Source organism: Ancylobacter amanitiformis (assembly GCF_030814815.1).
Lineage (GTDB): Bacteria > Pseudomonadota > Alphaproteobacteria > Rhizobiales > Xanthobacteraceae > Ancylobacter > Ancylobacter amanitiformis.
Genome location: NZ_JAUSVR010000002.1, coordinates 78,033 through 91,231, shown reverse-complemented (window position 1 = coordinate 91,231; position 13,199 = coordinate 78,033). Strand labels below are relative to the sequence as shown.

The window sequence follows — 13,199 nt, the reverse complement described above, 5'->3', positions numbered from 1 at the left end:
GTAAACTTTACAAGCCTTATCAGCTTAACATGCTCATACTGCTATATTTATTGCCCCTTCGTGTCGAGTGTGAAATCTTTACATCACACCTCGAACGGAGGAATTGACATGAGACGGCATCACGACGGCAGCCAGCATAACGGCCCCGAGGAATTCGTTACCATCGTCGGCGGCAGCGCCGAGGAAATCAGCCGGACCTTCCGCGAGCAGGGCCTGGCCGAGCAGGATTTCAGCATCGTCCACCGCATCGGCCGCCATCGCCTCGCCGGCCCGGCCGGACAGGACCTGCTCTCGCTGTTCGACGGCCGCGACCTCGTCGCCGCCACCTATACGCGCCGTGGCCGCTAGGCCGCGCTTCCGTCCGATCCTGCGCGAGGAGGCGCGTCCTGCGCCTCGTGCCGGATCGGCCACCGCGGGAGCCTCCAGCTGCGTGGCTCCCGCGCCCCATCGCACCCCTTCAACGAGCTCGGAATTCGAGAAGAACCATGCTGGACCAGCTTCGCACCCCCGCCACGCCGTTCCTCGCCCCGCAATGGGCGCCGGAGCGCTGGAACGGCATCCGCCGCACCTACTCCCCCGCTGACGTCGCCCGCCTGTCCGGCTCGCTGCGCATCGAGCACACGCTGGCCGCGAACGGTGCCCGCCGCCTGTGGGACCTGCTGCAGACGCAGGATTTCGTGCCCACACTGGGCACCTATACCGGCGCGCAGGCGATCCAGCAGGTGAAGGCCGGACTGGAGGCGATCTACCTCTCCGGCTGGCAGGTGGCGGCGGATGCCAACTCCTCCGGCGAGATGTATCCCGACCAGAGCCTCTACCCCGTCGACAGCGTCCCGGCGGTGGTCAAGCGCATCAACAAGGCCCTCACCCGCGCCGACCAGATCCAGACCATGGAGAAGGCGGACGGCATCACCGGCCCCGAACTCGACTTCTTCGTGCCCATCATCGCCGATGCCGAGGCGGGCTTCGGCGGCCAGCTCAATGCCTATGAGCTGACCAAGGCGCTGATCGAGGCCGGCGCGGCGGCGGTGCATTTCGAGGACCAGCTGGCCTCGGAGAAGAAGTGCGGCCATCTCGGCGGCAAGGTGCTGGTGCCCACCCGCCAGTTCATCCGCACGCTGAACGCGGCCCGTCTCGCCGCCGACGTCATGGGCGTGCCGACCGTGCTGATGGCGCGCACGGATGCCGAATCCGCGCGGCTCATCACCTCGGATATCGACGAACTGGATCGTCCGTTCATCACCGGCGAGCGCACGGCGGAGGGCTTCTACCGCTACAATGGCGGCTTCGAGGCCGGCATCGCCCGCGCGGTGGCCTATGCGCCCTATGCGGACCTGTTGTGGTGCGAGACCTCGACGCCGAGCCTGGATGATGCCCGCCGCTTCGCGGAAGGCGTGCACAAGGTGCATCCGGGCAAGATGCTGGCCTATAATTGCTCGCCCTCGTTCAACTGGGCCAAGCACATGGACCGTGCCCAGATGAAGACCTTCCAGCGCGAGCTGGGGGCGATGGGCTACAAGTACCAGTTCATCACGCTGGCCGGGTTCCACAACCTCAACTACACGACCTTCGACCTCGCCCGCCGCTACCGGCAGGACGGCATGGCTGCCTATTCCCAGCTGCAGGAAGCCGAATTCGCCGCCGAGGCCCAGGGCTTCACCGGCACCCGCCACCAGCGCGAGGTCGGTACCGGCTATTTCGACGCCATCGCCACCGTGCTGAGCGAGGGCGCGTCCTCGACCACGGCGATGAAGGAATCGACCGAGACCGCGCAGTTCTGACCGCGCAGTTCTGACCGCGCAGTTCCGACGGCGCGAGCCGACCCGGCTTGTCATCCCGGGGTGGAAGCCCAGCGAGCCTTTGGCCGGTTCGGGGAGAACCGCCCTTGAGGTCCGGCATCGTCCGGCGCCCCGGGATGACACTTTCCCTACCGCACGGGTCCGTCATCCGGCGCCGGTGAAAACCCGCGCCGGATGGCCGGACTCAGACGAAAAATGGTGCATCGCACCATGCCTCGACCGTAACCCGAGATGCCATGCCTGGCATTTTGTCGACCCGTCGAAACGTGCTCAACCCGTTGCGGTTCCTGCAGTTCAGCCATGCGGTGGATGCACGGGTCGACGCTTGCTCCAGCGCCGCCTATCCGACTAAGTGCGATATTGCGTCGCAGCAGTTATGTGCCGCATAGCACAAACTGGCCGGCCTCTGCGCCAGGCACGGCCGCCCAATCGCCCACAAGGGGAAACGCCATGAGCCATACCGACGTCTCCGGCCTGAAGGTTGACGCTGCCCTTCTCGACTTCATCAACCATGAAGCGATCCCTGGAACGGGCGTGGACGCGGCGGTCTTCTGGAACGGGTTCGCCGGGCTGGTGGCGACCTTCGCGCCGCGCAATGCGGCGCTGCTGGCCCGCCGCGACGAATTGCAGGCGCAGATCGATGCCTGGCACCGCGCCCACCGCAACAAGCCGGTCGATCCCGCCGCCTACGAGGTCTTCCTCGCCGAGATCGGCTATCTGCTGCCCGAGCCCGAGCCGTTCGAGGTCGTCACCAACAAGGTGGATGACGAGCTGGCCCGCATTCCCGGCCCGCAGCTCGTGGTGCCCGTCACCAATGCGCGTTACGCGCTGAACGCCGCCAATGCCCGCTGGGGCAGCCTCTATGACGCCCTCTACGGCACCGACGCGCTGCCCGAGGACAATGGCGCGGCCCGCTCCAGGGGCTTCAACCCGATCCGCGCCGCGCGCGTGATCGAGCGCGCCCGCGCGTTTCTCGATGAATCGGTGCCGCTCTCCGGCGCCAGCCATGCCGATGTCGTCGCCTACCGCATCACCGAGGGCGGGCTCACGGCCGAGTTGAAGGACGGAAGCCGCGCCGAGCTGAAGGACGGCGCGCAGTTTGCCGGCTATCGCGGGGCAGCGCATGCGCCTCAGTCCGTTCTGCTGATCAATCACGGCCTGCATATCGACATCGAGATCGACCGCACCCACCGCATCGGCGCGACCGATCCGGCCGGCATTGCCGACATCGTCATCGAGGCGGCGGTGACGACCATCGTCGACTGCGAGGACAGCGTCGCCGCCGTGGATGCCGAGGACAAGGTTCTCGTGTACCGCAACTGGCTCGGCCTGATGACGGGCACGCTCAGCGCCGCCTTCGCCAAGGGCAAGGAGACGGTGGAGCGCCGCCTCGCCAGCGACCGTACCTATGTCGCCGCCAATGGCAGCGAACTGACCCTGCACGGGCGCAGCCTGATGCTGGTTCGCAATGTCGGCCAGCACATGATGACCGACGCGGTGCTGGACGCCGCCGGCCGGGAAATTCCCGAATCCGTGCTCGACGCGGCCGTGACCACGCTGATCGCGCTGCACGACCTCAAGGGCACCGGCGCGCGGCGCAACAGCCGCACCGGCTCGGTTTACATCGTGAAGCCGAAGATGCACGGGCCCGAGGAGGTCGCGTTCGCCGTCGACCTGTTCGCCGGCGTCGAGACCCTGCTGGGGCTGGAGCCCAACACGCTGAAGATTGGCATCATGGACGAGGAGCGGCGCACCAGCGCCAACCTCGCCGCCTCGATCCGCGCTGCGCGCGAGCGCGTCGTGTTCATCAATACCGGCTTCCTCGACCGCACCGGCGACGAGATCCACACCTCGATCGAGGCGGGCCCCGTGGTGCGCAAGAACGAGATGAAGGCGCAGCCCTGGATCAAGGCCTATGAGGACGCGAATGTCGATGCGGGCCTCAAGGCCCATCTCGACGGCCACGGCCAGATCGGCAAGGGCATGTGGGCGATGCCCGACCGCATGGCCGACATGCTGGTGCAGAAGATCGCCCACCCGCTGGCCGGCGCCAACACCGCCTGGGTGCCCTCCCCGACCGCGGCGACGCTGCACGCGCTGCACTACCACAAGGTCGACGTGTTCGCCCGCCAGGCGGAGCTGCGCACGCGCACCCCGGCCTCCCGGCGCGACCTGCTGACCATCCCCGTGGTCGACCGCGGCAACTGGGAACCGGCGGCGGTGCAGGAAGAGCTGGACAACAACATCCAGGGCATTCTCGGCTATGTCGTGCGCTGGATCGATCAGGGCGTCGGCTGCTCCAAGGTGCCGGATATCCACGATGTCGGCCTGATGGAAGACCGCGCCACGCTGCGCATCTCCTCCCAGCATGTCGCCAACTGGCTGCTGCACGGCGTGGTGACGCGCGAGCAGGTCGAGGAAACGCTGCGCCGCATGGCCAAGGTGGTGGACGGGCAGAACGCCGGCGACCCGCTCTATGCGCCGATGGCGCCCGCCTATGACGGCGTGGCCTTCCGCGCCGCGCGCGACCTCGTCTTCGAGGGCCGCACGCAGCCGAACGGCTATACCGAGTTCGTCCTCACCCGCCGCCGCCGCGAGGCCAAGGACGCGCAGAAGCAGGCACAGGCCGCCTGAACCGCGGGTCGCTCCCGAAACAGGCACCGTCCAACGGCCGCGGCGGGAAACCGGCGCGGCCTGCGTGCGGGATCCCACGCTCTCCGGCTCCCGGGATACCGCGATTTCCCGATGGACAGCCCGCCCCGCGCGCCGGATAGTGGCGCTGTCGCGGCGACCTCGACCGCCTCGAAGCGACGACTTCCGGCCGGGGCCCGCTCCGTATGCGGCTTCCGCTGGAGCCGGCGGAGGCAACAAGGCGGTCTTTCGTTTCGGCCCTCATCCATGACCTTCCTGTCGCGCCTGTCGCTTCATCTCCTGTCCGCGCTCCTCGCTCTCGCCCTGTGGGCGATGCCCGCCATTGCTCAGACCGCACCGTCCACCACCGCGCCGCCCGCGCCGCTGAGCCAGCAGCAATTCGACCAGCTGGTCGATTCGCTCGCCAAGGCGGTGAGCGAGCGTCTGCAGGCGCAGCCGGGCGAACCCGCCCACGCCGCCGCCGGCAAGGCAGCCACCGAAACCTCGGGAACCGCGACATCCGCATCCGGCAAGGCCGCGCCCGCCGCGCCCGCCGCCAGCGCGCCGATGATGGACATGGCCAATGAGGAACCGCTCAGCGAGATGCTGATCGAGGTGATCGAGCGCGGCGACGATGCGCTGGAGCAGTTTCCCGCGCTCATCGCGCAGGGCGCGCGCATTCCCACCATCCTCGGGCCGGAGCTGAACAGCGGGCGCGATCCCAACCGCTTCCTGCTGCTGCTGCTTGGCTGCGTCGCGGCGGCGCTTGCCACCGAATTGCTGCTGCGGCTGGCGCTGAAACCCGCGCGCCACTACCTGGCGCGGCGGGTCGAGGGTGCCGCCTCGATCTGGGCGCTCGCCGCTCTGGTGAGCCTCGACATGGTCGTGCTCACCGGCATGTGGCTCGTCACGCACGGCTTCGTCGTCGGGCTGTTCAGCGGCACCGAGCCCCAGGACAAGTTCGGCTTCCTGGTGCTGACCAGCGTGTTCTACTGGCGGCTGTACCTTCTGATCTTCCGCATCGCGCTGCGCCCCAACCTGCCGCAGGCCCGTCTTGCCGAGATCGACACGGCGGGCGCGCGCAAGATCTACCGCTGGGCCTCGCTGGTCATCGCGGTGGCGATCACGCTCGGCGACATCCGCCGTATCCTTGAGGGCATGCACTCCTCGCCGCTGGTGGTCGCCTGCGCGGTGCTGGTGAACACGCTGCTGCTCACCTCGCTGCTGGTCGCCGCGGCGGCGGCGGTGCGCGAGCCGGTGGCGCTGTGGTTCCACGGGCTGTCGCAGCAGGGGCGTCCCGGCCCTCTGGTGCGCACCATCGCGCGGCTCTGGCTGGTGATCGCCATTCCCCTCTTCCTCGCGCTCGGCATGGCACGCATCTACGGCGCGCTGACCTCGGTGGGCAGTATCCACCTGGCGATCCTGATGACGATGGACGTGCTCATCGCGCTCATCGTGCTCGAATCCTTCATGGACAAGGTGTGCCGCCTGATGCGTGCCGACGTGCAGCCCGCGACGGCGGCGCGCGAGCGCGCCATCGAGGCGCTGATGCGCTGCCTGCGCGTCGCCATCCTGCTGCTGTCGCTGTCGCTGCTGTTCCGCATCTGGGCGGTGCACGGCGTCGGGATGATGGAAATGAGCCGCTACAACGCGCTGGCGGGCGCCGCCCTGCCGGCCGGGGCCATCCTGCTCGGCGCCTATTGCGCGTGGCAGGCGGTGGAGTACTTCACCACGGTGCACAGCGCCAAAGTCGCCATCATCATGCCGGGCCAGGAAGACCCGGATGGCCATGGCGACGCTCCCGCCTCGCGCATGAGCACGCTGATGCCGCTGCTGCGCGTCACGCTCATGCTGGCCATCGTCGTCATGGCCGGCCTCACCGTGCTGTCCCAGCTCGGCATCGACATCATGCCGCTCATCGCCGGCGCCTCCATCATCGGCCTCGCCATTTCCTTCGGCAGCCAGACGCTGGTGAAGGACATCGTCTCCGGTGTCTTCTACCTCGTCGACGACGCGTTCCGGGTCGGCGAATATATCGATTGCGGGCGGGCCAAAGGCACGGTGGAAGGCTTCACGCTGCGCTCGCTGAAGCTGCGCCACCAGAACGGCATGATCCACACCATCCCGTTCGGCCAGCTCGGCCAGGTGACCAATTTCAGCCGCGACTGGGCGACGCTGAAGTTCAACCTGCGCTTCACCCGCGACACCGACATCGAGAAGCTGCGCAAGACGGTGAAGAAGATCGGCCTCGAAATGCTCGAGGATCCCGACCTGAAGGACGATTTCCTGATGCCGCTGAAGATGCAGGGCGTCGCCGACATCACCGACAACGCGCTGGTCGTGCGCTTCAAGTTCACGGTGAAGCCGACCCGCCCGACGGTGATCCAGCGCGAGGCGGTCAAGCGCATGATCCGCATCCTGCCCGAGCAGGGCATCGAGTTCGCCAACAACATGGTCTCGGTGCAGGCGCTGGGTGGCCCCGCCGGCACCGAGCAGGCGGCAGCGGCGATCACCCGCACCCAGATCGCCAACGACCTTGCCCAGCGGACCGCCGTCGAGGCCGCCGCGACGGGCTGACGCGCGCCCTCAGGCGCGTCCCCTCACGCGGGCGGCGTCCAGTGCGTGGCGAGCACGCCGATATCGGGGCGCGGCCGGTCCGGCGGCACCTCGGTGGCGGTGCCGAGATGAACAATGCCGGCGATCCGCTCGCCGGGCCCGGCACCGAGCAGACGCACGGCTTCCGGATCGGTGGCGGCCCAGCCCGTGACCCAGGTGCCCGCGAAGCCGAGCGCCTGCGCCCCGTGCAGCAGGTTGAGGCACACGGCGCCGGCGGAAAGCTCCTGCTCGACGAGCGGGATCATCGTCTCCCGGTTCGGCCGGCTCACCACGACAACGGCGAGCGGCGCGGGAAACAGGCGCGACATGATGCCGGCGAACTTCTCCCGCTTTTCCGGCGCCATGTCGGGATTGCGCGTGCGGTAGGCCCCCGCCAGAAGGGCGCCGAGCGCGGCGCGCGCCTCCCCCTCGATCACGATGAAGCGCCATGGCGCCAGCGCGGCATGGTCGGGCACCCGCGCCGCGATGGCGAGGAGACGCGCCAGCGCGTCGGGCGTCGGCCCCGGCGCACCCAGCCGGGCGGCGGGCACCGAGCGGCGGGTCTCCAGCGCCGTCAGCCAGGTTTGGTCCGGCGTCAGCGTGGCGGATGGGGGCGGCGGCGCGGGGGGCGATGATTCGGACGACACGGGCAATCCTTCCTGCAACAGCGCGGCATGTTTGCCTGCGGGCGGCGGCAGCGCCAACCGGCGCGACGTTCCACGCTCCGCGACGCCTACCAACCGCGCCGCGCGCGCCCCAGATAACAGGTACCGGCGGGAAATGCGCCCACACCATGGGCAGGGGGCGACTCCACGGCCGAATTGGTCGACAATATCCCACGGCAGCCGCCGCCGACTCGTGCGGCAGCGATAATCAGAGGCCGCCCCAAGGAGCACGACATGAGCATCAATGGTGAAATTCCGGTCCGCGACAACCGCGGTGCCGACCGATTCGAAATCGAGCAGGACGGCCATCTCGCCATCGCCCAGTATATTCTGGCGCCCGATCACATCATCTTCACCCATACCGAGGTGCCACCGGAACTCGGCGGGCGCGGCCTTGCGACGCGGCTGGTGGAAGCGGGGCTCGCCAGCGCGCGCGAGCGCGGCCTGTCGGTCATTCCGCGCTGTTCGGTGTTTGGCCGCTACATGATGAAACATCCGGAGACGCACGGGCTGATGGCCCCGGAAATCCGCGCCACTCTTGGCCTGCCGGGCTGAAAAAGCGCCGCCGCATCGCCGGCGCCCCAGCGTCACGCAAAGGCCACAGCCCGGGAAAACCGCCGGTTTCAAACCCTTCATTAACGCTGTGCTCCTAACCATAGGGGCCAGCCAAATGGCGCGCCCCGGTTCGCTTCCGGAGCGCCCTCGAAGGTATCAGCGGCAAAGGTTTCGGCGTCCCATGCGTGCTCCCGTGCGTCCCAGCGATTCCAGCGAGTTTCCCTCTTCCGGCAAGACCGCGGATCGGGCGCCGGTCTCCACGCACCGATTTTCGCGGGCCAACCCGCAGCCTTTGCCGCCGCCGGCGCCCAAGGGCAGCAAGCAGGCCCCCAGGCAGGCGCCCCAGCCGGGGGGGGCCTCGGTTGCCGCGCCCAGCGGGCGTGTGGTGATTCCCAGCTGGCTGCAGCCCTTCTCCATGCCCCCGAACACGCGCTTCACCCGCACGCCGGACTACCTGCTGCGCAAGGCTCCCGAGGAGATGGAGCGGCAGGAACGGCCGGCGGCCTCGGAGGCGGCGACCATCAATGCCACCACCGCGCTGGTGCCGCCGCGCGCCTCGCAGACGCCCGTGCTGCGCGTGCCGCCGCGCAAGCCGCCGCTGGGCGCCGGCCCTCAGCAGCCGATCATCGCCGCCGAACTGCGCAAGGCCCGCGCCGCGCAGGAAGCCGCGCGTGGCGAGAAGCCCGCCGACACCGACACGCCGCACCCCGCCCCGGGCGCCGCGACGGCGGATATCGCGGCACCCGCGCCCTCTCGCGAAAGCACGGCCCGCGAAAGCACGGCCCGTGAAAGCACTGCCCGTGAAAGCACGGCCGGCACGAGCCCGGCCGTCGAGAGCGCCGTTGTCGCGGTTGCCGTGTCGCACGGCCCAGCCTTCCAGCCCGCCCCGTCGCCCGTCCTCACCCGCACCGTCCTTTCCCCCGCTCCGCTCTCCCCCACCCCGCTTTCCCAGCCGACCAGCTTCCAGGGCCCGCCGGCACCGGCGGCCATCGCCGCGCCGGCACCGGCATCCGTGGATGCGTCGCTGGAATGGATGGCCGACGGGGTCGTGCCGGCCACGGTGGCCGTGCCGGTCGCCCGCGACGCCGCGCCGAGTTCCATCCGCCAGATCGCCGGCATGATCCAGCTCGGCTGGGATGTTCCCCCGGTTCTGCCCTCGCAGCAGGACGAGACGCCGGAATGGATGCCGGACGAGACCTTCGTGGTCGCCAACGACGCGTTCGCGGCGGAGGAGACCGAGACCGACGCCGACGAGGCGGAGGACGATCTCGGCTATGACGACGATGGCGAGGATCCGGAAGCCTTCGACGATTTCGACACCGCGGACGACGAAGCCGCGGACGACGAGGCCGAGGCCGTGGCGCAAGGGGCCGTTGTGGAACGGGCTGTGGCAGACGATGCGTTCACGGACGACGCGATGCTCGCCGCCGCCGAGGCGGCCATGGCCGACGATACGGCGGCGCTGCTGCCGGCTGGGCCGGCGGCGTTCGGCGGCTACACGGTGACGCCGGCGGAAGTCTCGTTCTGCTGGCCGGTCTTCGGCATGGTTGCCGTCCCCGTGGCGGAAGCCGCGCGTGCCCCTGTGGCCCCGGCCGTGGCTCCGGCCGCACCCGCCCCCGCCTCGCCGGCGGTTGCCGCCGCGCCCGTTGCCCCACGTCCCACGCCGCGTCTCGTGCCGTCCGAGGGCATGGGCTACGAACTGCCCCCGCTCGACCTGCTCACCGAGCCGCCGGCGCATGAGCCGGACTATGAACTCTCCGAGGAATTCCTCGATCGCAACTCCGTCAAGCTGCAGCAGGTGCTGCACGATTTCGGCGTGCGCGGCGAGATCATCGACGCCAATCCCGGCCCGGTGGTGACGCTGTATGAGCTGGAGCCGGCCCCCGGCATCAAGTCCAGCCGCGTCATCGGCCTGTCCGCCGACATTGCCCGCTCGATGAGCGCCATTTCGGCCCGCGTCGCCGTCGTGGAAGGGCGCAACGTCATCGGCATCGAGCTGCCCAACCAGCGGCGCGAGACGGTGTGGCTGCGCGAGATGTTGGCGAGCCACGAGTTCGAGGCCGCCAAGGCCAAGCTCGGCATCGGACTGGGCAAGACCATTGGCGGCGAGCCGGTCATCGTCGACCTCGCCCGCATGCCGCATCTCCTGGTCGCCGGCACCACCGGCTCGGGCAAGTCGGTCGCCATCAACACCATGATCCTGAGCCTGCTCTACCGGCACAAGCCGGAGCAGTGCCGGCTGATCATGATCGATCCGAAAATGCTGGAACTCTCGGTCTATGAGGGTATCCCGCACCTGCTCACCCCCGTCGTGACCGACCCCAAGAAGGCGATCGTCGCCCTCAAATGGGCGGTGCGGGAGATGGAGGAGCGCTACAAGAAGATGAGCCGCCTCGGCGTGCGCAACATCGATGGCTTCAACGCCCGCGTGGCGGAGGCGGCGGCCAAGGGCGAGATCATCACCCGCACCGTGCAGAAGGGCTTCGACCGCGAAACCGGGCTGATCGAGGAAGAGGAGGAGATCATGGATCTCTCCGCCCTTCCCTATATCGTGATCGTGGTGGACGAGATGGCCGACCTGATGATGGTGGCCGGCAAGGACATCGAGGGCGCCATCCAGCGCCTCGCGCAGATGGCCCGCGCCGCCGGCATCCACCTCATCATGGCGACGCAGCGCCCGAGCGTCGATGTCATCACCGGCACCATCAAGGCCAACTTCCCCACCCGCATTTCCTTCCAGGTCACATCCAAGATCGATTCGCGCACCATCCTCGGCGAAATGGGCGCCGAGCAGCTGCTGGGTCAGGGCGACATGCTCTACATGGCCGGCGGCGGGCGCATCTCGCGCGTGCACGGCCCCTTCGTCTCCGACCAGGAGGTCGAGCGCGTCGTCGAGCACCTGAAATCGCAGGCCCGGCCGGAATATCTCGACGAGGTCACCGCGGAGGAAGACGACGAGGCGGCTCCGATTCCGGACGACGCGGCCGTGTTCGACAAGAGCGCGATGGGCGAGGAATCCGGCGACAGCTACGATCAGGCGGTGGCCGTGGTCCTGCGCGACAGGAAAGCGTCCACGTCCTACATCCAGCGCCGGCTGCAGATCGGCTATAACCGCGCCGCCTCGATCATGGAGCGGATGGAGAACGAGGGCATCGTCGGGCCGGCCAACCATGCCGGCAAGCGCGAGATCCTGCGCGACGCGCGCTGAGTTCAGCCATCACACGGTTTTATGAACGGGCGGGGCCATGGTCCCGCCCGTTCTGCGTTTCGGCGCACAGCGATGTTGCAGCGCCGCCTCTTTCGCCGGACCGGGAGGAGGATTAGGTGTGTGCCACCCTCCTCCTCCCGGCATTCGCCGCGCCAGCTTCCAGAGGTCCGCCATGAGCTCCGCCCCCTCCAGTGCCGTCACCTCCAGTTCCGCCCCCGTGAGCTTTCCCGACGTCCTCCTGTTCATTGACGGCGAATGGCGCGAGGGGCGCGGCCATGACAGCAAGCCGGCAAGCGAGCCGATCATCAATCCGGCCACCGAGGAGGTGATCGGCACCCTCGCCCATGCCAGCCGCGCCGACCTCGACGCCGCGCTCACCTCTGCCGAGAAGGGCTTCGCGACGTGGCGCCATGTCGCCCCGCACGAGCGCTACAAGCTGATGCGCAAGGCCGCCGAGATCCTGCGCGAGCGCGCCGACGCCATCGCCACCCTCATGACGCTGGAACAGGGCAAGCCGCTGGTCGAGGCCCGCCTTGAGACCAACGCGGCGGCCGACATCATCGACTGGTTCGCGGAAGAGGCGCGCCGGCTCTATGGCCGCGTGATCCCGGCCCGCGCGGCCGGCGTCCACCAGGTGGTGCACAAGGAGCCGGTGGGCGTCGTCGCCGCCTTCACGCCGTGGAACTTCCCGATCAACCAGGCCGTGCGCAAGATTTCCGCGGCGCTGGCCGCCGGCTGCTCGATCATCCTCAAGGGACCGGAAGAGACCCCGGCCAGCTGTGCCGCGCTGATCAAGGCCTATGAGGATGCCGGCATCCCGAAGGGCGTCGTCAATCTGGTGTTCGGCGTGCCGGCGGAGATTTCCTCCTATCTGATCCCGCACCCGATCGTGAAGAAGATCACCTTCACCGGCTCGACCGTGGTGGGCAAGCAGCTCGCCGCGCTGGCCGGCGCGCACATGAAGCGCGTCACCATGGAACTGGGCGGGCATGCGCCGGCGGTGGTGTTCGAGGATGCCGACCTCGACCACGCGGTGAGGATGCTGTCGGGCGCCAAGTTCCGCAATGCCGGGCAGGTCTGTGTCTCGCCCACGCGCTTCCTCGTGCATGAGGATCTCTATGCGCGCTTCGTCGACGGGTTCACCGAGGCCGTGAACAAGGTGAAGGTCGGCAACGGTCTGGACGAGGACGTCCGCATGGGCCCGCTCGCCAATGCCCGCCGCGTTGAGGCGATGGAAGGCTTCACCGCCGACGCCCTCGCCAAGGGCGCCACGCTGCGCACCGGCGGCGCGCGTATCGGCAACAAGGGCTATTTCTTCCAGCCCACCGTGCTGACCGACCTGCCGGCGGATGCGCGCATCCTCAACGAGGAACCGTTCGGCCCGATCGTGCCGATCCAGTCCTTCACCTCCACCGAGGCGGTCATCGCCGAGGCCAACCGCCTGCCCTACGGGCTGGCCGCCTATGCCTACACCACCTCGGCCAAGCGCGCCGACGAGTTCGCCCGCCGCGTCGAGAGCGGCATGGTGTCGATCAACCATCATGGCCTCGCCCTGCCGGAGACGCCCTTCGGCGGCATGAAGGATTCCGGCTATGGCTCGGAAGGCGGCATCGAGGCCATCGAGGCCTATGTGAACACCAAGTTCGTCACCGAACTCGGCCTGTGATCGCCTCCGGGCGCTGACATATCCCGGCCCCGACGTAAAAAACGCGCCGGGGTCCGGGAACCGGCTCGGCTGCCGGCACG

General features: G+C 68.7%; 8 protein-coding genes. 7 read left to right on the top strand and 1 reads right to left on the bottom strand.

Annotated features, from left to right (window positions below; translation table 11 throughout):
• Nucleotides 1-108 precede the first annotated feature (108 nt).
• The 4 genes from QOZ99_RS03505 to QOZ99_RS03490 all read left to right on the top strand — a co-directional run bounded on the left by QOZ99_RS03505 (nucleotide 109) and on the right by QOZ99_RS03490 (nucleotide 7,007).
• A complete protein-coding gene (locus QOZ99_RS03505) occupies nucleotides 109-348 on the top strand; it encodes a hypothetical protein (RefSeq protein WP_306888534.1) in 240 nt (79 codons plus the stop codon).
• A 137-nt stretch (nucleotides 349-485) separates the two neighbouring features.
• On the top strand, nucleotides 486-1,781 hold the full coding sequence (aceA, locus tag QOZ99_RS03500) for an isocitrate lyase (RefSeq protein ID WP_306888533.1): 1,296 nt from the start codon (nucleotides 486-488) through the stop codon (nucleotides 1,779-1,781).
• Between the two features lie 468 nt (nucleotides 1,782-2,249).
• Nucleotides 2,250-4,433 carry a malate synthase G gene (locus tag QOZ99_RS03495; protein WP_306888532.1) on the top strand — a complete coding sequence of 728 codons (2,184 nt, stop codon included), beginning with the start codon at nucleotides 2,250-2,252 and terminating at the stop codon, nucleotides 4,431-4,433.
• Between the two features lie 264 nt (nucleotides 4,434-4,697).
• A complete protein-coding gene (locus QOZ99_RS03490) occupies nucleotides 4,698-7,007 on the top strand; it encodes a mechanosensitive ion channel family protein (protein ID WP_306888531.1) in 2,310 nt (769 codons plus the stop codon).
• 23 nt (nucleotides 7,008-7,030) lie between these two features.
• Here QOZ99_RS03490 and QOZ99_RS03485 read toward each other — a convergent pair whose 3' ends face one another.
• Nucleotides 7,031-7,672 (bottom strand): nitroreductase family protein, encoded by a 642-nt coding sequence (locus tag QOZ99_RS03485; protein ID WP_370876785.1) that lies wholly within the window; start codon nucleotides 7,670-7,672, stop codon nucleotides 7,031-7,033.
• 252 nt (nucleotides 7,673-7,924) lie between these two features.
• Here QOZ99_RS03485 and QOZ99_RS03480 point away from each other — a divergent pair, with 252 nt between their 5' ends.
• From QOZ99_RS03480 to QOZ99_RS03470, 3 genes are all read left to right on the top strand, one after another.
• Nucleotides 7,925-8,245, top strand: a complete 321-nt coding sequence (locus QOZ99_RS03480; RefSeq protein WP_306888530.1) for a GNAT family N-acetyltransferase — start codon at nucleotides 7,925-7,927, stop codon at nucleotides 8,243-8,245.
• A gap of 181 nt (nucleotides 8,246-8,426) precedes the next feature.
• The gene (locus QOZ99_RS03475) at nucleotides 8,427-11,453 is read left to right on the top strand and encodes a DNA translocase FtsK (RefSeq protein WP_306888529.1); all 3,027 of its coding nucleotides are present in this window, start codon (nucleotides 8,427-8,429) and stop codon (nucleotides 11,451-11,453) included.
• Nucleotides 11,454-11,625: 172 nt separating this feature from the next.
• A complete protein-coding gene (locus tag QOZ99_RS03470) occupies nucleotides 11,626-13,119 on the top strand; it encodes an NAD-dependent succinate-semialdehyde dehydrogenase (RefSeq protein WP_306888528.1) in 1,494 nt (497 codons plus the stop codon).
• Nucleotides 13,120-13,199: the final 80 nt, after the last annotated feature.